Below are 20,788 nucleotides of genomic sequence, written 5' to 3' on the forward strand. Positions count from 1 at the left end.
TATTTTTTTGCTGTTTCCCCGGTATTCGCCCAGAGGCAGAATTTTCCCGCAGCCGGAGGCAACGTGCTCATCTTCGGAGCTTTCAGCTCCGCATTGCACGTGCGCCGCCGGGCTAGGCCACGGCGAGCCTCTGAGCTCCCGGAGACTTCGATTTAATATTATGAACTAAAGGATTTATATCGGTTTCGACGGCATTCCCCTGAAATCTCTATATTAAATTTCGAATTTCTCCGCTCTCAATTCAGCTCAGACGTCAAGGTATTTTGGAGAGCTGTCCGTGGAAACTTCTTTGAAGGCCTTCAGCGCTTCCCTTATGTTCTTCGGAATCCTGAAGATCATTTCGTGTGTCATCCCGTCGTAGAATCTCAGCTCCTGCGGAGATTTCAGGAGCTTCTGCAATCTTGCGTCAACTTCGTCTTTTCCTAGCTTGAGGGGATCCATTTCATCTGAAGCGTAAACAAATCCCCATATACCGTTGTAGCTCCTCACATACGCTGTGTAGGGTCTGGCTATTTTGAAGACGGAAGACAGAGTGTTCAGAATTATGGCGAACATCCTCTGATAAAGAACAGGACTGGTGGCTTGAGTGACCATCACTCCTCCATCAGCAAGGATCGATCTGACCTTCTCATAGAACTCCTTCGTGTAGAGGTAGACCGCCGGACCTCCTGCCAGCGGATCGACGAGATCTATCACAACAGCATCGAACTTTTCTCCATTTTTGGAGCAGTCCTCTACAAACTTCCTTCCATCACCTATTACGATTTTTGCTCTTGGGTCTTCAAATGACCCCCTGTGCCATTCGGCCAGGAAGTTTTTGGCAAACTCAATGACCTTCTCGTCTATGTCAACCATGAACACTTCCTCCACAGTTCTGTAGCGGAGAACCTCCCTCAGAGTAGCACCTTCTCCCCCTCCCAGGATCAGGACTCTCTTCGGGGAACCGTGTGTTATCAGGGGAGGGTGGACCAGGCTTTCATGATAGATGTATTCGTCGTAGAGGGACGACTGAACTTTTCCATCTATTATCAGTGTCTTGCCAAGCGATACAAGTTCTACGACCATTACGCTCTGGTAGGGAGTTTTTTCCACTGCATATACCTTCGAGGATGCTCGGGCCGATGCGTCCCCATCTGAAATCCATTCGACATACCAGTTCCACCAATAATTGAAACCACCTGAACTCATTACCAGCACCTCATTCTTCTTAAGATGTGCAACCGTAGTATTAGAGCTTGATCTTCCTATTCAGAGGAAAGCAAGTTTAAAGACTTATCCCGATTACATTTTAATCTTGAAGTCTGAAAGAAAAGAATCTTATCACCACATAACCATCTGCTTTTCACTAAGCATAAAGAAAATTTCCGAGAAAGGTTATAAAGGAGAATTGAAATTTAACCATTGAACAATTGCGGCGGTCGTCTAGCCTGGATTAGGACGCCGGCCTGCCACGCCGGCAATCCCGGGTTCAAATCCCGGCCGCCGCACCAAACCCTTACGGTTTCGGCGTCCTAAGAAAGCTTTACCCTGATCGAAAGCCTCAGGATTTCAGAGTCAGGAGAAGCCACCCTTTCTCTCATCGAGATCTTGCTCAATCAATCTACAGCATATATACGCTGCCGGATCTCTGCGAAAAGCAGAATTCATAGAAAAGAAATAAATTGATGCGAGGAGCATTCAAAATCAAAGTGAAGAGCAAGGAGATTTGAAGTTGGGGAACAGAATCGTCATAAGTCTGCCAATGCATCCCATCATGTTCGCAGTGTACGGGTTCCTCCTCTTTCCTCTTTTCCTGTATTCTCCCGTAGTGTTCGCCTCGCTTTCTTCTTATCTCGGGATTCCGCAGAACCTCGCTATAGCTCTCGGGCTCGTTTTTCCAACGCTCAGCTTTCCTCTCAGCTTAGTAAACATCGTTATTAAGAGGATAGAAACTGGTGAAGCTTATTTTTCGCTCACTTCCAAATATGTGAATTATTTCGGGATACCGATCCCCGTATTTGTTCCTGTGCTGCAGAAGAGAGAGATAGTAATAGCTGTCAACATGGGCGGGGCGGTCCTGCCACTGTCTTTCAGCTTGCTACTCCTTGTCTCTCTCGGCAGGAGCTCCCAGGCGCTCCTTCTGAAGGCATTAGCGGACATCCTTATAACCTCAATCGTCACATTTTTAACCTCTAGGGCCATGCCGGGAGTCGGGATCGTAACTCATTCCCTGATTCCACCTCTCACTTCCACAGCAGCTGCTCTACTCCTCCAGGCTGGAAGCTATTCCTTTCCAATTGCATATATAGGGGGTGTCATGGGAAGCCTGATAGGCGCGGACATACTAAGGCTGGCGAAAGACTTTGAGAAGTTCAGGAGCGAGTTCGGCAGCGTCTTTCTCAGCATTGGAGGTGCGGGGACATTCGATGGGATCTTCCTCTCCGGAATATTCGCAGCCATTCTCTCCGCTATTTTCTAGTTAGGAAGGCCCCTGGTCTTATACTGACCTCCTTACCGCCCTGAAGGACGAGGGTTCCCTTTGAGCGGTTCACCAGTTTGGAGGTAAGGGTAAGGATAAATCATTATAAACAAAACTCAAAAGACAGTTGGTTGGAGAGGTGGATGCTTTGGAGAAGCCGCTCTATGTAATTAAGCCTGTAAGCATTGACAAGATAAAGTCGATAGCAAAGCTGGAGAGGGAGAGCTTCCCCGACTACCCCTATCCAACCGAAATATTCTATTACTACTACAGAAAATGCCCCGATCTCTTCCTCATCGCTGAAAAAGGTGAGAGAATAATAGGATACGTTCTCGGCTGCTCTGAGGATGACGTTGGACACATAGTTTCCATAGCAGTTGCCCTAGAGTTCAGGGGAATGGGAATAGGGAAGAGCTTGCTCAGGGAAGTTGAGAGAAAGATGATAGAGAAGGGAGTGAGGAGGATCCGGCTTGAAGTATCGGTAAGCAATCAAAGGGCGATCTCTCTCTATTCAAGCCTTGGGTACAGAGAAATCGGAAGGATAAGGAAGTACTACCCGGACGGAAGCGATGCCCTCATTATGGAAAAAACAGTGCTTTCTTAGAAATCACTTGAACCATGTCCCCAAGCCAACTGCGAGAATGCTCCCTGAACTCCCATATATCTTAATTTCCGTCACAACGGTGCTCCTTCCCGATTTGATGACTTCCCCCACAGCCCTAAATGGAGCTTCATCCTCGGTCACAGGCCTGAGGTAGTTTATTTTGAGCTCCAGGGTTACTTGGTTCTCTCCCCTGTGCGACGTCCATGAAGCAATAGCTCCCACCTGATCTATAACGGCAGCTATAATGCCTCCATGAAGTGTTCCGTTGGGATTAACGAACTCCTTGAGGAACGGAAATTCAACTACAGCCCTACCGTTCCCCAGCTCAACAGTCTTCAGCTTCAGAACGGAGTATATAGGGTTGTACTCCTTCAATGCGAGGTGAACAGCCTCAACTTCGCTCTTCCCCTCACTTGAGAGCCTTTCAACCATCGGTTTTATCTGCGAGTACATGCCCACGAGCATCACCTTGGACTGCCTTTCAGGTCTCTGAAGCATTTTCTTCGCGGATTTTTGAAGCTTTCAGGATTAAAAGGTTTCTCCCTTCCCAGTAATTTTCAATACGGAGTTTCCTCATTCCCAAATAGAGCTTTCATGAAAATCGAATTTATCTCGCTGAATCGATTTTAATAGTTGAAGGGGAAGAAACAATGGAGGAGGAGATGCAAATGAATTCGAGAGTGCTTCAGCTTGCCAAGGAGCTGAGCGGAGAGATAATATCTTGGAGAAGGGACTTTCACATGCACCCGGAGCTCGCTTACGAAGAGAGGAGGACTTCGGCAATAGTCAAGGGACTGCTCGAAGAGTGGGGCTACGAAGTCAAGCTGGGAAGCGAAGGAACCGGCGTCATAGCTACGATGAGGGGAAAGGGATCCGGGGCTGTTGCGCTCAGAGCTGATATGGATGCGCTACCCATAGAGGAAGTTGAGGGAAGGGAGTACAGATCCAGAGTGCCCGGGAAGATGCATGCCTGCGGACACGATGCGCACACGGCCATGCTTCTGGGAGCGGCGAAGATAATATCCTTCCTCAAGGATGATCTCGCATCGACTGTCAGGCTCATATTTCAGCCGGCCGAGGAGGGAGGAAACGGCGCCCTGAAGATGATTGAAGAAGGTGCTTTGGAGGATCCAGACATCGATGTTATCTACGGAATTCATGTCTGGAGCGACCTCCCTTCGGGAAAGATAGGCCTCAGAGACGGGCCAATCCTGGCAGCAACGGGAGAGATCGAGATCAAGGTGAAGGGGAAGGGTGGCCACGGAGCACATCCAGAACAGACTGTAGATCCAGTAGTGGCGTCATCGGCTGTTGTTCTCTCCCTGCAGAGCATTGTGAGCAGAAACATAGATCCCTTCGATGCTGCTGTCGTCACCATCGGTTCCATACAAGGAGGAAGCGCATTCAATGTAATACCAGAGGCAGTGGCATTGAAGGGCACTTACAGGACTCTGAAAAAAGAAACAAGAGAGCTCGTCAAGAGGAGGATCGAAGAAATAGCGAAGAATGTAGCAAGAGCATTCGGTGCCGAAGCGGAAGTTGTGCTGAGAGATGTAACCCCTCCAACGGTGAACCACCCTAAGGCAGTGGAGATAGCCAAGAAGGTAGCAGCATCATTATTCGGTGAAGACAGCATTGCGGTTCCCAAACCCAGCATGGGCGGAGAGGATTTCTCTTACTATTTAGAAAAGGTGCCTGGGGCTTTCATCCTATTGGGAACTGGCAATCCAGCGAAGGGGACAAACTATCCCCACCACAGCCCCATGTTCGACGTCGATGAAGATGTTCTGTACGTGGGTTCAGCCCTTCTCTCATCTCTGGCGCTTAATCACAGCGACCTTTGGTTCAAAAGCAGGTGAACAATTGTTTATTATAAATTATTGCTTTTTTCATAGTTCGGTGGATTGTTAAGCAGAACCGCTTAAATTCCCTTTCTGACAGCATTATTAGACTCGGTGAGGCGGTGTGAGCCAAACGCTCTAGTGTGCGATAAATGTGGCAAGAGATACTCTGTTTTTGAAAGAAGATACAGATGCGAGTGCGGAGGGCTTCTTCATCTCGAGCTCAAGAGAACCGATACCTCGGGCATATTTCTCACCAGAAGAAGAGGAGTTTGGAGGTATAGAAAGCTCATCCCCCTGCCTCCAAAAGCCCCCATCATCACAATGGGAGAGGGATCCACCCCACTTGTAAGGCTGAAGGTCCTCGGGAAGGAAGCGGGCCTCCGGAGTCTTTTCTTGAAATTGGAGGGCTCGAATCCGACCGGAAGCTTTAAAGACAGGGGAATGACCGTCGCGATTTCCTTTGGAAAGCTGATCGGTGTTAAAAAGGCAGTCTGCGCTTCAACTGGGAACACAGCAGCTAGCATGTCTGCTTATGCTCGAAGAAGCGGGATGGAACCTTTCGTCGTCATCCCGAAGGGGAGAGTGGCAGGAGGCAAAGTCTCTCAGTTGGCCCTCTACGGCGCCAGGGTCCTCGAAGTCAAGGGTAGCTTCGATGATGCGATTGAGAAGGTGTTGAGCATTATAGAGAAAGATGGAAGCTCGTATTTGCTGAATTCCGTGAATCCATGGCGGATAGAAGGCCAGAAGACAGTTGCTTTCGAAATATTTGAAGAATACGGAGTTCCAGACTGGATCGCTGTCCCAGTGGGGAACGGCGGAAACATCTATTCCATTTGGAAGGGAATGAAGGAGCTGAAAATGCTTGGCATGATCGACAGATTGCCCAGGCTCTTAGCGATCCAGGCTGAAGGGGCGTCTCCAATCGCAGATGCCATTGAAAGCGGAGAGTTCAGAGAAGTTGAAGAGCCTAGAACTCTTGCCTCAGCGATTTCCATAGGGAGGCCGGTGCACTGGGAAAGGGCCATCTCGGCAGTGAGAGAGTCAGGAGGCTCATCGGTTAAGGTCAGCGATGCAGAGATACTGAATTCACAGGTGTTGCTTGCGAGAAAGGAGGGGGTCGGAGTCGAGAGCGCCTCCGCAGCGGCTCTAGCTGGTTTGATCAAGGCAGTGGAAAATAAAATTGTCGAAAGGGGAGAAACTGCGGTGCTGATCGGTACGGGGAGCGCCCTGAAGGAGGCAGAAGTCCTCCCAATCAGGTTCCCGCTCATAAGGGAAGAGGTCGAGAGCAGCCCTGAGCAGCAGATGGTCGGAGGAGGTGAGAAGCAATCCGCATGAGCAGGGTTGTTAAAATTGGAGGATCTCTCCTCTCATCTGGGAGAGACTACATCAACATCGCTTCAATAATAGAAGAGAGGTTTCTGCGGAACAGCAGTGAAAGAGTTTTCCTAGTAGTCAGCGCTGCAAGGGGTGTGACCGATGAGCTCATATCGATTGTCAATGGAGTTGGCGATGCGATCGGCGAAATTGAGAGCAAACATCTGAAAGCCGCAGAAGAAATTGGAGATAGAGCAACACAGGAAAAAATCGCCATGCTGCTCCATCAGCTCAGATCTGCTCTGCGCGACTGCAGCAGTTCTGATAGATGCTACCACGAGATCCTGTCATTTGGAGAGAGGCTCAGCGCAGTTCTGCTCGAAGGTGCATTCAGGGCAGTTGGAATAGAGAGCAGGCGTATAGATGCCCTGAGAGCATTAATCGCTTCCTACAGGGATGGCGATTTGGTAATAGACTACGAAGCTTCGCAGAGAAGGCTAGCAGAGGCCTTTAGCAGCATCGGAGGAAGCGCTGCTGTTTTTATAATGGAGGGCTTCATAGCATCGCTTTCCGATGGTAGGATTGTAACTCTTGGGAGAGGAGGATCCGATTACACCGCAACGGCAGTCGCAGCTCTTCTTTCAGCTCAAGAGGCTCACCTGATCACCGAAACCGAAGGCATAATGAGCGGCGATCCGAAGCTTTTCAAAAATCCAAGAATTGTGAAAGCGCTGGATATCAGTGAGGCCAAGCTGGCATCTATCTATGGAGTGAAGAGGCTGCATCCCAAAACCCTGGAGCCCCTTGAAGTTTCCCCCTATCCGCGGAAATTGTTCATCACTTCTCCGGAGGGCAGGGGGACCGAAATCTGCAGAAGAGAAGGATGCTCCGGTGACGGCATAAAGATCTTGGCACTCAAAAACGGTTCAGCAGACGCTGAAATTATCGCGATAGGCAGGAATGGAGCTCCTCTTGCTGTGGAGCTGATTTCAGAAGAGCTTCGCTCTCTGCAACTCCCGCACTCCGTGGAGATGTTCACCCACCATCTCCTTTCCATCAGGCTGAGAAAATCTCCAGTATTTTTTGATGCTATCAACCGCATTCATGATAAAATCATCTGGGGTGCCCTGAATGGATAGATACAGAGTTGCTATCTTGGGTTCTACCGGCTTGGTTGGACAGAAGTTCGTCTCCCTCCTTTCCCGCCACAGCATGTTTGAAATAGCTTATCTGACATCTTCAGAAAGGAGCGCTGGAAAGAAATATGCGGATGCAACTGCTTGGCTTCTGAGAGAGAGTATCCCTCAAGAAGTTGCGGATGAGAGGCTGATAACCAACGATGAGCTGCTGAAGCATCAAGACTTCGATTTTGCCTTTACAGCCCTTCCTTCAGAAGAGGCAGAGAGCGTTGAAGCTAAGCTGCTGGAAATGGGGAAGGTTGTAGTTTCCAATTCGAGCAACTGGAGGATGGATCCCTCAATACCGCTTCTGAATCCCGAAGTAAATGCCGACCACATGCTCATTCTGAACAGGCAGGACAAGAAGAAGGGGAAAATCGTGAAGGTGCCGAACTGCACCTCAGCAATTCTGACCCTCTCGCTAATGCCTATAGCGGTCAGCTTTGGAATAAGGAAAGTTGTTGTCACCACCATGCAGGCTCTCAGCGGAGCAGGCATCACAGGAGTCTCCTCAATGTTCATAGTTGACAACCTCATACCGTTCATCCAGGGTGAAGAGGATAAGGTGGAGAGCGAGCCCAGAAAGATTCTTGGAAGAATCGATGCTTCCGGAATCAAGTTGGCTGATTTCGAGGTGAATGCCACCACTACAAGGGTTCCAGTTCTCTTCGGCCACACAGAATCTGTTTACGTTGAACTCTCCGAAAAGGCAGAATCGGAGGAAGAGATAGCTACCGCTATGAAGAGCAACTCATGGAACAAGATAGCTTCTTTCTCCCTCCCAACAGCACCGAAGGAACCGATAGTTGTAAGAAAGGAGCAGGACCGCCCTCAGCCGAGGCTTGATAGAGAAGCAGGCGGAGGTATGTCCGTTTCCGTTGGTAGGATCAGGCTAAGCTCGGAGGGAAATGCTTTGAGGTATGTCGTCCTCGGGGACAACATAGTGAGGGGGGCAGCAGGGACGGGAGTGCTCATTGGAGAGCTATTCGTTGAGCTCAGCAGGAGGGGGGAGATCGAGTGGTAGAAAGCTCATCCACTGGTATTTTTCAGACAAGATGCCCCCATTATGATGCGCTTATTGAGCAATGCAGGGGAATCAAGTTGATCGAGGAAGTTGCAGTCAAAGCTGAAAGTCCAGCATCGATAGCGAACCTTGGTGCAGGATTTGACGTGATAGGTGTGGCCCTCGAGCTTCCTCGGGACTCTCTCACTCTTGAGCTGAGAAAGGGAAGGGGAGAAATTGAGCTCAATGTAGAGGGGGAGGAAGCTCCGATAGGAAGGAAGAACCTGGTCTACCCGATGGCCGAAGAAATACTTCGGAGCTGCGGGCTGCTCAGCAATTTGGATGTAAGGATCCTCCTGAAGAAGGGGGTGCCTGTATCCATGGGACTGGGAAGTTCAGCCTCATCTTCGGTCGCACTGCTTGAATCGCTGAAGTCAGCTCTTGGGATCAGCATTCCTCAGAGAGAATCTATCCTCGTTTCTGCCTGCGGAGAACTGTATGCAGCCGGCGCACTTCATTACGATAACGTTTCATCGAGCTATTTGGGAGGGTTTGTGCTGACGGACTACAGCAGGCTGAGCTTCATAAAGCTGCCTTCTCCTGCCAACGTTTTCTTTACTGTGGTAATGCCAGCATCGATGAAGGGGAAGGAAGGAAAAACAAAGGAAGCAAGAAGCTTGATACCGAAGAGAATTGAATTGGAGGACAGCGTGAAGCAGAGCTCAGCCCTTGGCAAGCTCATCGCTTCTCTATTTTTGAAAGACATTGAAATGTTCGGAGAGGCAGTAAGCACAGATTTTATAGCAGAGCCCTACAGAAAAAAGATGATTCCGTTCTATGAGGAGATGAAGAGAGAAGCTCTGAACAATGGAGCCTTAGGCTTCAACATCTCCGGAGCGGGCCCTTCCGTTTTCGCCGTAACCGATTCAAGGAAGAATGGAGAGAAAATAGGGAAGTTGCTGGCCGGGTTTCTGGAAGAAAGGGGGATCCCGGCAAGATTCTTCACTTCGCCCCCCTCGACAACCGGTGCTTCATCTGAGAAGCTCACTCGAAATCCATAGCGTTCATTATTTCATCTGGCAGCTTCAATCCAAGTTTGTGGAGGTTGTACTTGCTTTCCTCGAGCTGGGCTTTGAGGAGCTCTTTGAATTCATCCATTGTAAGATAGCTGGTGGGGCTGAGCTGCTTAAGCCTCTCTTCGCTTATTCCGGGTATTCTCTTCGGAATCAGGACCTTCTCTCCCCAAACAGGGTGGGGGGCCCACTCCACAGCCCCTCTTTCTGCCTGAAGCAAGAAGAATTCAGTCTCTTCGATGAGCGGCCTCTCTCCTCCGACGGGCTTCAGTATCCCGTTGACTTCCTGAAGAATTGGCTCGGGAGCCATTATCGTCTTATCTCCGAGCTTCTTCTCGACCCACCTGTACTTCGCTACGATCCTGCCTGTTGTGTTCCACTGATATATATTGACCTCATGCCCTTCTTCCTTCCACTTCTTGAGGAACTCGTAGAACCTCACGACATGGACATCGTCTTTGACTCCAATGGTGAACTCCGTAAATCTGGGTACAAATCTTACTTTTCCCACAAGCTCCTTTGCTTGGGCAGCGTGCCCCACAGTCCTTCCGTCTGCTAGAACCTTTGCAGCAAAGGCAGGGTCAGTTATCTTCACCCAGGCATAATCAGTGAAGTATCCTGGGGAGAGGAAGACTGCTGCGTTGAGCCTTCCGCTGCTGTCAACGCTTCCCCTGAAGTAGCCTGTATCCTCCAAATACAGAACCGATCTCGCGTTCCTGTTGGGAGAGCCGAAGTACTGAAACAGCTTTCCCTCAAAGCTAGGGTTGCCGCTCTCATCGAACTCGGTGTTTTCGTGGAGAGCCCTCGGGCTCATGGCCCCTCTCCACATTGCTTCAAGGTCAGGCGTCAGGTCCTCTGTTTTGGTCCAGGCCCCCAGCTCAGAGCCGTAAACTCTGTCGTAGCATATTGCAACTATGTCATCGTTCTTTATCTCCTGGTCCTTTACATATTCGAGCGGATCTATTCCAAACATCTTCTTGTAGATGATAGCATTCCTCTCGGTCCAGACATAGAATCCATGTGTGGACTTACCGCTTCCAGTCAGCCCCCATATAGCCAGAACAACCCTCCTCCAATTTCCGTCTACTGTTTTAACTGAGAACTCTCTCAATGCAGCATGCTCCCCGGTGCATCCCACTTTGTACGCATGAAATATCCAGTGGCACAGAGCACCCTTCTTTATCTCGCCCTGGTAGGAAGATAGTGTTATCACCGTGAAGTTGTGATGAGGAAATCTTATCACTGCCATGAGCTTATCCGTCCCGGGTATGAGCGGATTTCCTAGATAATGAGGAACCACTATGAGGGTGGCATCTGGTTCTTTGCCCTCATCAGGGGGAAACACGAGCTGCCTCCATCTGTAGGCGAGGTCTGGGAACTGTGGATCTACGAAAACCCTCACATTCATTCTAACCCTGCTTCCCGGAGAACCGTAGGTGCCATCGACCTTTATCATAGGTCCCTGAGCTAAAACGTGCTCAAGCACTCTCAGAAGGAGAAGCTTGTGTTCTCTCTTCAGCTCAGAGTCATCATTGATGACGACGGTGTTGGCGGCGGAGCGAGACCAGATGTTCGAAGCCCACCCAAAGGATCCGTTTTTGAAGTGGGTTGCGTATAACTTAGCCCTATCCAAAAGGTCTTCGGGGTTGTCAAGATAGGGAACAAGCCCTGACTTCCTCTTCAACTCGAATATATTGTTTAAGGATTTCAAAAAAGCTTCCGGGGTTATTTCGTCGAGAGCAGGAATCAAGCCAGCCATCATGCAACACTGATTTTCAATTAGTGGAGTGTTTTTAAATACTTTATTAAAAAGCTTAAATTTCTCTGCTTGCCTTCTTGGAAGCCTTAGCTACATAGTTTCGGGGACCTTGCTTGTTCGAGAAAGTATGCATATATTGTCGTCATGTTGCTGAGGAACTTAAGCACAGATATTTTCCAGTAGAGCTTATTTGTACCTAAATGTGACTATTGACACAAGACTAAAAATTTTGAAGCGTCCTAATTTGCCTCTTCACGTGTAGGGTGAACAGGTTGGAGGAAGAAGGGATTGTAGAGAGAGAAAACTTAGGAAAAATCCCCATATTGCATTACGAAGGAAGTAGAAGCGAAGATTTCATCTTAGCGCCATTCTTTTCGCCTGAGAGCCGTTCTAGCAAAGTGAGGTTGCTGTCTGAAAGAAGGAAGTGGCTCCTCGCTAAGGTTAATCTGAGCAGCATTCCGTGCATGTTGGAGAAAATAACCAATTTTCCTAAGGACGAGCAGTTGCTATGGGTTTTCCCGCAGGAAGGGAACTCGCTTCTAGCGGTTATCTCCCTGAAGACAAAGCCAGGATACAGCATGGAAACCCTCTTGGCTTCTATAGAGGAGGAGTGCTCTGTTCAGAAGGCTGTGATCTTGAAGTCAGAGAAGGATGTTTTTCACTTGATTTTGTTCCATTCTCTGACAAATGAACCTCTGTCTTTGAAGATTGCAGAAAAAATCGGAGATTCGTGCGATGAGGAGAAACCGAGTTCCCAAAAGGAAAGGGACTGGGAGCATCTCTCTCTGAGCGACCTTATAGATGATCTCGAGAGAAGCGGGATCATGAGAATAATGTCTATTGATACACTTATGCTGAACGGGGAGCCCTTTGGCATTCGAGTGAAAATCTTCATCCATCCAATGCTCAATGAGGGTGTTGCCGGATGTGTTCCAGAATTAATTTTCAAAGAGTTGAGGGCCTATATTTCCAAGAAATATGGAGTACAGCTGGTTAGTAAGAAAGTGTTTTCTTCGGAAGGCAACATATTAGAAATTCTTTTTGAATAACCAAACATGTGATATTTTTAAAATTTTTAATTATAAATATATACAGTGTTTTTATTATTATTACAAAAGTTTTCAAAAATGGTGGAAAAAATGCCAGGCCTCTCAATTATAATAGCCAGAGGGCAAGCAGAAAATTTCATTTCTCTGGGGGTGTTAACTCAAACAGCAGCAAGCTTGGGAATACCCGTGAAGATTTTTGTAACTGGATTAGCTGTTCCGTACTTCACGAAGAAAAAACCAGAACTGAGGCCTTCCTCCGAATTCGCTGATTTTGCTAAGAAGATGTTTGAAGGCATGCAAAAGCTCAATGCGCCGAGCTGGTATGATATGATTAAAAGTGCTAAGGAGATCGGAGATGTGAAGGTATATGGATGCTCAATGACGGCTGAGGCCCTCGGAGTTAAGAAGGAGGACTGGGATCCTATAGTCGATGATGTCGTTGGAGCTACCTTCTTCTTGACCAAATCAGCAGGCGATACCGTCATTTACATTTGATATGTCGCACGTGGAGGGAGGATTGGCATGGCGGATAAGAAAGTAGTGGATGCGAGAGGGATGGCCTGTCCGGGGCCAATAGCTAAACTAACTAGAGCATATAGAGAAGCGAAGAATGGAGACATCATTGAAATCCTGGCTACAGACCAGGGATTTATCCCAGACATAAAGTCGTGGGTGGAGAGCACAGGGAACAAGCTCGTCGAGCTCAAGCAGGATGGAAATGGGGTCATAAGAGCAGTTGTCGAGGTCACTGCAAAGAAGTAAAAACACGATATCCTTTTTTTGAGAGAGTGGTCAGCTTGGATGAAAAAAGAGCAGTGGTTATTGGAGGGGGCTCAGGAGGAATTATAGCAGCTAACCTGCTTGCCGATTCAGAAATGGAGGTCACCCTGATTTCCGACACCCCACATCACTTCTTCCAGCCGGCTAACCTATTTATAGCCTTCAGAGGAGATGAGCCTGAGAAGTACAGAAGGAGCCTTAAGGATTTGGTGGATCCTAGAGTTAAGCTTTACATCGAAAGGGCGGTGAAGGTCGATCTCAGGGACAGGGCTGTCCTCACGGATAAAGACAGGAAGCTGAGCTATGATTACTTGGTTGTGGCAGCTGGAGCAAGGCTGGATTATGATTCGATCCCAGGCCTCAGAGAGAACTACGAAAAATTCGGGGACTACTACTCAACACCGCAGGCTGCTGCTAAGGTGTGGAAAAACGTAAGGGATCTGAAGAGCGGAAGATTTGTCATAGCCGTCCCCGACCTGATAATAAAATGCCCACCCGCACCGCACAAGGGTACATTCCTCTCAGCATCGTACTTCTTGAAGGAGAGGAGAGAAGTTCAGGTAGAGCTACTCTACCCTTCCCCCCATATATACACTGAAGCTGAGCTTGCCAAAACAGTTGAAGAGAAAATGAAGGAGTATGGAAACATAAGCTTCAGAACCTCCTTCATAATTGATAGCATTGACAACGAGAAGAAAGCTGTAATCAGCATGAGCGGTGAAGAGGTCAAATACGATGTCCTCGTCGCGATACCGTTCCACAGAGGTCCAAGTATAGAGTTCGATCCTTCTGAGGCTAAAGATGAAGACGGGTTCATAAAGGTGGACAAAAATAAGCTGAACATTCTAGACTACGATGACGCCTTTGCTGTTGGAGACTGCACAAATGCTCCCACATCGAAAACCGGCGTTGGAGCCCACCTCGGGGCGTTCACTGTGTGGAAGAGGGTATTTGGGCAGAACGCGAACTACAGCGGAAGAACAAACTGCCCCATGATTACAGAGGATGAAGCTATATTTGTTATCAGTGACTACCAGCACAAGCCGGTCAAGCAGAGATTCTCCAGGCTGAAGAGGCTTATGGAGGACATATTTGTAGCTATGTACTTCCCATCGCTGAGGTACCCGAAGAGATTCGAACCAATATTCGATGCTTATTTCGAAGCAACCGAACCCTCTGTCCTGGGTGAAAGGGGATGGTAGAGGATAACAGCTCTCAGTCGACGGAGAAACTGGTCTCTCTCCTGGAAAGCAGAGAAACTGAAGAAGCTGTTGCCAGTCTGATGGAGCTCCTCACAGAACTGAACAAGAGCGGCCTGCTGGATCTGCTGAGGGTTGTAGGAGACAGTGAAGTTTTCCACAGCCTGTTAAAGTATTTGATGAATCCAAGCGTTTTGAGAATAGCTGACAGACTGGACCTATATGCTGATTTTCTCGACAGGGCTGGAGAAGTGCTCATAACAGAAGAAAAAGAAAAGACCGGGATAAGCGGCCTTCTAAAAGCTCTTGGGGATCCCGAAGTGCAGAAGGGCCTCACTAAGGCAATCAAACTGCTGAAGCTCCTGGGTTCATATGGAGAGAAATAGCTATCCCAGAGTATAAAGGATAAAAACTCATTTGTTTTTTATTTTTAGATGAGGGCCGGTAGCTCAGCTGGAAGAGCACTCGGTTTGCACCCGAGAGGTCCCGGGTTCAAGTCCCGGCCGGTCCATTTTTCCCATTAAGCTAGGAACGGTAACGAATATAAAGCCTGAATTTCCTTTTAGAAGTGATTTTTGCGCCGCGGTAGTATAGCCCGGCCAAGTATGCGGGCCTCTCGAGCCCGTGACCCGGGTTCAAATCCCGGCCGCGGCACCAAACATCCTTTTTAGAATCTTGGAAGCAGCATTCTTCGAAAAAGTTCGGTGCATTAACCTTCAGGCCGAGAAGAACAGCAGTGCGGTAAGGAGAAACTTTCACTGAATTAAGATACGCGGGGCAGGCGGAGAGGATTTAGTCATAAATCGAAAAATCAGTAATCAAAAGACGAAAAAATAATAAAGGATCGTCTATTCTTTTATTCAAGGTGCCTACCAAATGTCTGGAGACAAGAGAGAGGTCGCTATTGTTTCATATGGAATGAGCAGATTCGGTAAGAGGGAAGGTAAAGGACTCATAGATCTCTACCTCGAGGCAGTAGGGGAAGTTTTCGAAAGAGCAAACCCCGAAAAAATTGATGCTCTTGTTGCTTCAGCAATGAGCCCAGGAAGATATGAGAACATAATGGGCCCGGCAAACATCCTGGCAGGCCTCCTCGGCCTCGAAAATGCTACTGTCATGAGGGTGGAGAACACCAGCGGAAGCGGTGGGGCGGCGATTTATGTTGGCTGGCTCATGGTTTCTTCGGGCCAGGCGGACAGCGTGCTAGTTGTGGGGGGCGAGAAGATGACTCACGTATCAACAGAGGAAAATGCAGCCATCATAGCAGGCCTGGTACACGAATATGAGAGGAAGCATGGGGTAACTCTCCCCAGCTATGCCGCTATGCTGGCAAGACGCTACATTGAGAGGTACTCCATGCCGAGAGAGGCGCTCGGCTACGTTGCCATCAAAAACCACCTCCATGGCAGCATGAACCCTAAAGCTCACTTCCAGAAGCCAATAACACTGGAGGAGTACATGAACTCAAAGATAGTGAATGATCCTCTCAGGGTGATGGACTACACCCCCATAAGCGACGGAGCTGCCGCTATCCTGCTGATGAACAGGGAGCTTGCTTACAGCTACACCAGCAAACCGATCATCCTGAAAGCTGTAGCTGGAGCCACTGATACGCATGTGGTTCACGAGAGGGAAGACCTTCTGATGTTGAACGCTGTGAAGAACTCAACAGATAAAGCTCTGAAGCAGGCGGGCATATCGAGAGAGCAGATCGATTTAATCGAGCTTCACGATATGGCTACCATCTTGGAGCTTGTCGAGCTGGAAAGCATGGGATTCTATCCGAGAGGGGAGTCCTGGAAGGCAGCCATGGAGTTTCAGAACAGGTACGATGGGATCCTGCCCGTCAATACAAGCGGAGGGCTCAAGGCCAAAGGGCATCCCATTGGAGCAACTGGAGTCGCGCAAGCATATGAAATCTCTCTGCAGATGCACGGAGAGGCGGGCGCTAGGCAGGTGAAGAAAGAGGTCAATTGCGCTCTCTCCATGAGCATGGGCGGCTTTGGAAACAACGCCTATTCTGTTGTGTACGAAAAGGGGTGGTAGATTGTTCAAATATTATGAATGTGAAAAATGCGGAAGAAAGTTCTTTCCCCCAAAGTTCAGGTGCTACTGCGGATCTCTGAAATTCAGAGAGAAAATTGAAGAGAAAGCTGTTGGTAGAATTGCAACATATACCGTTATACTGGTGCCGCCAAAGGGATTCACTCCTCCAATCTACATTGGTATCGCTGAGTACAACGGAATGAAAATTCTGGGAAGATATGAGGGAGAGCCTGAGCTGCTGAGGACTGGACTGCTGGTCGAACTTGATAATTCGGATGGAACTACAGTATTCAGGCCGCTGAATCAGTCGGCTAAAGCATAATTTTTCCGCGGATTGCTGATCCTTGATCCAAATCACGAGTGTTTCTGTTCTTGCTAGGAAGGTTTAGGAATGCTGCGGAATCGCAAAGGTCGCTTATCGATAAGTCGATTTGTACGGTGAAGCATTAACTATGCAAATAGGTTGATGACATCCCACAATTTCAATAAGGTTAAAATTCCAGTGCTGCAAAAATAACAAAAGGCCGGGGTGGCCGAGCGGTCTAAGGCGGTAGGCTCGAGACCAGGGATTTCGAGGTTTCCGGCTTAGAAAACGGAGGGAGACCTACTGTCCCGTGAGGGGCACGCGGGTTCAAATCCCGCCCCCGGCGCTCTTCATTGAAACCTTTTCTCAACACTAGTAGCGCGGAGACGGTAATCTTTAAAAACCTAGTTTAGAAGCATATGAATAGCTCAAAGTTTTAGTGAGCTTTAGATGGAAGAGCATCCGCATTTGTGGAGAAATTGGGGGTTAGTTGGTTATGTCTCCTAAGAAATTCAGTGTACTAGACCATGTTCTCGTTCCGAAGCACGAGAGGATACCCGTATCCGAAGTTCCAAAAGTACTGAGAGAACTGAGAGTGTCGGTAAATCAGCTACCGCTTATAAGAACCAGCGATCCAGTTGCAAGGGAGTTGGGAGCTCAGCCGGGAGAGCTAATCAGAATTGAAAGAGAAGATGAGCTGACGGGAAAAACGGTTGTTTACAGATTGGTGGTGATCGGCTGATGTCGTCGGATTCCGAAGACAGCTATTCTGCTTCATCAGAGCCTTCTAAAAAGGTCGCTGATATTTCTTTTCTCAATGAAGAAAACAGGTGGGTTCTCGCAAAAAAGTTCATAGAGGAACAGGGGCTTTCCAGGCAGCACCTGGATTCCTACAACCGCTTCATTGATGAGATGCTTCAGGAGATAATCGATGAGCAGAACGAATTAGAACTTTCCATCAAAGACGTGAAGTTCAAGTTAGGAAAGCTGGAGGTTTTGAGGCCGATTTCCAGAGAGGCCGATGGTTCAGAGATAGAAGTAACCCCATTTGAAGCTAGAGTGAGAAACATAACCTACGCTGCCCCTATGTACCTCGAGATATCACTCTATGAGAATGGAATAGAGAGCGTGAAAGAGAAAGTATACATTGGAGATCTTCCGGTTATGGTGAAGTCCAAGCTGGATCCCATCTCATCTCTCCCTCCGGAAGAGCTCATCAAGATAAACGAAGATCCCTATGATCCGGGTGGATATTTCATAATAAATGGAAGTGAAAAAGTGCTCGTTGCCCAAGAAGACATGGTCACAAACAGGATTCTGGTGGATGAAGGAAAGCCCAACAGCAACATACTCTACAGTGCAAAAGTCATCTCTAGCACTGGTTCCTACAGAATATCTATCGTTCTAGACTACCACAAGGACGGAACAATGAGCGTCAGCTTTGGAGGCATACCGGGAAAGATCCCGTTTGCAGTTCTGATGAGAGCTCTTGGCTTCGAGTCTGACAAGGACATCGTGTATGCAGTAAGCCTTCACCCTGAAGTTCAAACGCTTCTTCTCCCAAGCTTAGAGACTGCGAAGGAGCTTATAACCACGGAAGACGCGCTGGACTACCTCGGCGGAAGGGTAGCCATAGGACAGTCCAGAGAGGTGAGAATTGAAAGGGCTAAGCAGATCTTGGATAAGTACTTCATGCCGCATTTAGGATCTTCTCCTTCCAGCAGAAAAGACAAAGGATTCTTCTTGGCACAGATGGCAGCAGCTGTTCTTGAGCTTCACTTGGGTTGGAGGCAGCCAGACGATAGGGATCACTACGGAAACAAGAGGCTGAAGCTGGCGGGCGATCTACTCGCAACCCTCTTCAGATCTGCCCTCAAGAGCTTTGTGAAAGATTTGAAATATCAAGCAGAGAAATCGCTTGTGAGGAACAGGAGATTCAAGATAACTGGAATAGTCAGGCCTGATGTCCTTACAGAAAAAATAAGGCATGCTCTTGCTACTGGAACCTGGGTTGGGGGCAAAACCGGAGTCAGCCAGCTCCTCGACCGAACGAATTGGATGAGCATGCTGAGTCACCTCCGAAGGGTGGTATCTCCACTGAGCAGAAGTCAGCCACTCTTCAAAGCGAGAGATCTTCACGGGACTCAGTGGGGGAGGATGTGCCCATTCGAGACTCCGGAGGGTCCAAACTGCGGCCTTGTGAAAAGCCTCTCCCTCCTGACGTACATAACGGTCGGTGTTGATGAGAGGAAGGTCAGGCAGGCTTTGATGAAGATGGGTATAGTCCCGCTAGAGGAAGCCGTGGAGGAAGCTTCCGAGAAGGGGGAAAGCAAATATTTGGAGTGGTCCAAGGTTCTATTGAATGGGAAGCTCATAGGGTTCGTCCAAGATGGAGAGAAGCTTACAAGATCGATTAGACAGCTGAGGAGGAGGGGAGAGCTCCCTCACGAAGTCAACGTGGCGTACATTTCCCATGAAAACGTGAAGGAAGTCTACGTGAATACAGATCCCGGGAGGATAAGGAGACCCCTTATAATAGTCAAAAACGGAAGGCCGCTCATAACGAAGAGGGATATTGAGCAACTCAAGAAGGGGGAGAAGAAGTTCAGCGACCTCGTAAAGGAGGGAAAAGTAGAGTACCTCGATGCTGATGAGGAAGAAAACGCATACATAGCTCTCAATTCGCAGGACCTGCTGAATAGCAACGCTGAAGAATACACCCACCTGGAACTTTGGGTTCCAGGCATCTTCGGAACCTCCGCATCCAGCATACCCTACGCTGACCACAACCAGTCACCGAGAAACGTTTATCAGTCAGCGATGGTGAAGCAGGCCCTGGGCCTCTATGCAGCGAACTTCACAGTGAGAACAGATTCGAGAGCTCACCTTCTCCACTATCCGGAGAGGCCTCTCGTCCAGACGAAGCCTCTCGAGGTCATTGGCTACAATGAGAGACCCGCAGGGCAGAACGCTGTAGTGGCAATAATGTCGTTCACAGGCTACAATATAGAGGACGCGCTGATCTTCAACAAATCAAGCGTGGAAAGGGGATTCATGAGGTCAACTTTCTTCAGGCTGTACGTCACAGAAGAGAAGAAGTATCCCGGTGGCCAGGAAGACAAAATAGAGATCCCCGAATCAGGAGTAAAGGGATACAGAGGGCTGGAAGTCTACAGAAAGCTGGATTCTGACGGAATAATCTCCCCTGAAGTGGAGGTGAGGGACGGGGAGGCCCTTATAGGAAAGACAAGCCCTCCGAGATTCCTCGAAGAGTTCAAGGAGCTGGGATTCGGGGCAAATGTGAGGAAGGATACGAGCGTGACAATCAGATACGGAGAGAAGGGAACAGTGGACAGCGTCTTCTTGACCGAGACGCAGGAAGGAGACAGGCTAGTGAAAGTTAGAGTGAGGGACTACAGGATACCAGAGATCGGTGATAAGTTCGCTTCAAGGCATGGACAAAAGGGAGTCATTGGAATGCTCATCCCCCAGTACGATATGCCCTATACTGAGGAGGGCATTGTTCCCGATATAATAATAAACCCCCACGCATTTCCCTCGAGAATGACCCTCGGCCAGCTCCTGGAAACGCTGGCTGGGAAGACTGCCGCTCTCACCGGGAAGTTTGTGGATGCTACCCCCTTCAGCAAAGAGCCCGTTGAAGAAATAAAGCTCAGGCTTTTGAAGAAGGGGTACTCTCCCGATGGAAGGGAAGTCATGTATGATGGCAGGACGGGCGAAGTCATAGGGAAACCGGTGATGATAGGCATTGTGTACTATCAGAGGCTGCACCACCTCGTCGCGGATAAATTCCATGCGAGAGCGAGAGGTCCAGTCCAGCTCCTGACGCGCCAGCCCACGGAAGGAAGAGCGAGAGAGGGCGGCTTGAGGTTCGGAGAAATGGAGAGAGATGTCCTAATAGGACACGGAACTGCTATGCTTCTCAGAGAGAGGTTGCTCGAAAGCAGCGATAAAACGATAGTATATGTATGCAGCAAGTGCGGGCATATAGGATGGTATGACAGGAACAGGAGGGTTTATGTATGCCCAATCCACGGGGATAAAGGAGATCTTCATCCCGTGGAGCTGGCCTACGGATTCAAGTTGCTCCTTCAGGAGATGATGAGCATGGGGATAATGCCCCGCTTGAAAATAAGCGACTTCGTGGGTGAGTGAC

At 48.7% G+C, this 20,788-nt stretch carries 19 protein-coding genes and 4 tRNA genes; 20 read left to right on the forward strand and 3 right to left on the reverse strand.

The features are described from left to right. Positions 1 to 246: 246 nt before the first annotated feature. Positions 247 to 1,188 (reverse strand): polyamine aminopropyltransferase, encoded by a 942-nt coding sequence (gene speE / locus ACLGLO_RS04675; protein WP_492127764.1) that lies wholly within the window; start codon positions 1,186 to 1,188, stop codon positions 247 to 249. Between the two features lie 223 nt (positions 1,189 to 1,411). Here speE and ACLGLO_RS04680 point away from each other — a divergent pair. The 3 genes from ACLGLO_RS04680 (at position 1,412) to rimI (ending at position 3,062) form a co-directional block, all read left to right on the forward strand. Further along, positions 1,412 to 1,490: transfer RNA gene (locus ACLGLO_RS04680), tRNA-Gly, on the forward strand. A gap of 221 nt (positions 1,491 to 1,711) precedes the next feature. After that, entirely contained in the window at positions 1,712 to 2,458 is a 747-nt protein-coding gene (locus tag ACLGLO_RS04685) for a DUF1614 domain-containing protein (protein ID WP_492127765.1), read from the forward strand. A 148-nt stretch (positions 2,459 to 2,606) separates the two neighbouring features. Next, complete coding sequence (rimI, locus tag ACLGLO_RS04690; protein ID WP_492127766.1) at positions 2,607 to 3,062, forward strand: ribosomal protein S18-alanine N-acetyltransferase; 456 nt, start codon at positions 2,607 to 2,609, stop codon at positions 3,060 to 3,062. Positions 3,063 to 3,065: 3 nt separating this feature from the next. On the opposite strand, the gene ACLGLO_RS04695 is transcribed toward rimI, so the two are convergent. Beyond that, on the reverse strand, positions 3,066 to 3,560 hold the full coding sequence (locus tag ACLGLO_RS04695) for a PaaI family thioesterase (protein WP_492127767.1): 495 nt from the start codon (positions 3,558 to 3,560) through the stop codon (positions 3,066 to 3,068). Between the two features lie 170 nt (positions 3,561 to 3,730). Here ACLGLO_RS04695 and ACLGLO_RS04700 point away from each other — a divergent pair, with 170 nt between their 5' ends. The 5 genes from ACLGLO_RS04700 (at position 3,731) to ACLGLO_RS04720 (ending at position 9,462) form a co-directional block, all read left to right on the forward strand. Next, positions 3,731 to 4,921, forward strand: coding sequence for a M20 metallopeptidase family protein (locus ACLGLO_RS04700; RefSeq protein ID WP_492127768.1), 1,191 nt, complete (start codon positions 3,731 to 3,733; stop codon positions 4,919 to 4,921). Between the two features lie 96 nt (positions 4,922 to 5,017). Further along, positions 5,018 to 6,241, forward strand: a complete 1,224-nt coding sequence (gene thrC, locus ACLGLO_RS04705) for a threonine synthase (RefSeq protein ID WP_492127769.1) — start codon at positions 5,018 to 5,020, stop codon at positions 6,239 to 6,241. Continuing rightward, complete coding sequence (locus ACLGLO_RS04710) at positions 6,238 to 7,359, forward strand: amino acid kinase family protein (RefSeq protein ID WP_492127770.1); 1,122 nt, start codon at positions 6,238 to 6,240, stop codon at positions 7,357 to 7,359. The genes thrC and ACLGLO_RS04710 overlap by 4 nt, the downstream gene beginning before the upstream one ends. Next, complete coding sequence (gene asd / locus ACLGLO_RS04715; RefSeq protein ID WP_492127771.1) at positions 7,352 to 8,422, forward strand: aspartate-semialdehyde dehydrogenase; 1,071 nt, start codon at positions 7,352 to 7,354, stop codon at positions 8,420 to 8,422. Before ACLGLO_RS04710 ends, asd begins: the two co-directional genes overlap by 8 nt. Before the next feature lie 77 nt (positions 8,423 to 8,499). Further along, a complete protein-coding gene (locus ACLGLO_RS04720; protein WP_492127772.1) occupies positions 8,500 to 9,462 on the forward strand; it encodes a homoserine kinase in 963 nt (320 codons plus the stop codon). Here the strand turns inward: ACLGLO_RS04720 and ACLGLO_RS04725 are convergent. Next, a complete protein-coding gene (locus ACLGLO_RS04725; protein WP_492127773.1) occupies positions 9,446 to 11,233 on the reverse strand; it encodes a phosphoenolpyruvate carboxykinase (ATP) in 1,788 nt (595 codons plus the stop codon). The two genes, ACLGLO_RS04720 and ACLGLO_RS04725, sit on opposite strands and share 17 nt — an antisense overlap. A gap of 272 nt (positions 11,234 to 11,505) precedes the next feature. On the opposite strand from ACLGLO_RS04725, the gene ACLGLO_RS04730 reads away from it, so the two are divergent. The 12 genes from ACLGLO_RS04730 (at position 11,506) to ACLGLO_RS04785 (ending at position 20,787) form a co-directional block, all read left to right on the forward strand. After that, positions 11,506 to 12,282, forward strand: coding sequence for a hypothetical protein (locus ACLGLO_RS04730; RefSeq protein WP_492127774.1), 777 nt, complete (start codon positions 11,506 to 11,508; stop codon positions 12,280 to 12,282). Between the two features lie 90 nt (positions 12,283 to 12,372). After that, the gene (locus ACLGLO_RS04735; protein ID WP_492127775.1) at positions 12,373 to 12,777 is read left to right on the forward strand and encodes a DsrE/DsrF/DrsH-like family protein; all 405 of its coding nucleotides are present in this window, start codon (positions 12,373 to 12,375) and stop codon (positions 12,775 to 12,777) included. Positions 12,778 to 12,804: 27 nt separating this feature from the next. Beyond that, positions 12,805 to 13,044, forward strand: coding sequence for a sulfurtransferase TusA family protein (locus ACLGLO_RS04740; protein ID WP_492127776.1), 240 nt, complete (start codon positions 12,805 to 12,807; stop codon positions 13,042 to 13,044). A 35-nt stretch (positions 13,045 to 13,079) separates the two neighbouring features. Beyond that, positions 13,080 to 14,264: an NAD(P)/FAD-dependent oxidoreductase gene (locus ACLGLO_RS04745; protein ID WP_492127777.1), complete on the forward strand. Its 1,185-nt coding sequence runs from the start codon at positions 13,080 to 13,082 to the stop codon at positions 14,262 to 14,264. After that, on the forward strand, positions 14,258 to 14,647 hold the full coding sequence (locus tag ACLGLO_RS04750; protein ID WP_492127778.1) for a helical membrane plugin domain-containing protein: 390 nt from the start codon (positions 14,258 to 14,260) through the stop codon (positions 14,645 to 14,647). The genes ACLGLO_RS04745 and ACLGLO_RS04750 overlap by 7 nt, the downstream gene beginning before the upstream one ends. Positions 14,648 to 14,699: 52 nt before the next feature. Beyond that, positions 14,700 to 14,772 (forward strand) — tRNA-Ala (locus ACLGLO_RS04755). A 68-nt stretch (positions 14,773 to 14,840) separates the two neighbouring features. Then, positions 14,841 to 14,918, forward strand: a tRNA-Glu gene (locus tag ACLGLO_RS04760). Positions 14,919 to 15,137: 219 nt separating this feature from the next. Then, a complete protein-coding gene (locus ACLGLO_RS04765; RefSeq protein WP_492127779.1) occupies positions 15,138 to 16,307 on the forward strand; it encodes a thiolase C-terminal domain-containing protein in 1,170 nt (389 codons plus the stop codon). A 1-nt stretch (position 16,308) separates the two neighbouring features. Beyond that, positions 16,309 to 16,629, forward strand: a complete 321-nt coding sequence (locus ACLGLO_RS04770; RefSeq protein WP_492127780.1) for a Zn-ribbon domain-containing OB-fold protein — start codon at positions 16,309 to 16,311, stop codon at positions 16,627 to 16,629. A gap of 201 nt (positions 16,630 to 16,830) precedes the next feature. After that, positions 16,831 to 16,957: transfer RNA gene (locus tag ACLGLO_RS04775), tRNA-Ser, on the forward strand. 150 nt (positions 16,958 to 17,107) lie between these two features. Continuing rightward, a complete protein-coding gene (locus ACLGLO_RS04780) occupies positions 17,108 to 17,353 on the forward strand; it encodes a DNA-directed RNA polymerase subunit H (RefSeq protein WP_492127781.1) in 246 nt (81 codons plus the stop codon). Next, positions 17,353 to 20,787 (forward strand): DNA-directed RNA polymerase subunit B, encoded by a 3,435-nt coding sequence (locus ACLGLO_RS04785; RefSeq protein ID WP_492127782.1) that lies wholly within the window; start codon positions 17,353 to 17,355, stop codon positions 20,785 to 20,787. The genes ACLGLO_RS04780 and ACLGLO_RS04785 overlap by 1 nt, the downstream gene beginning before the upstream one ends. The last annotated feature ends 1 nt before the right edge of the window (position 20,788 follow it).

This window comes from Fervidicoccus sp. SLHALR4 (genome assembly GCF_058692745.1).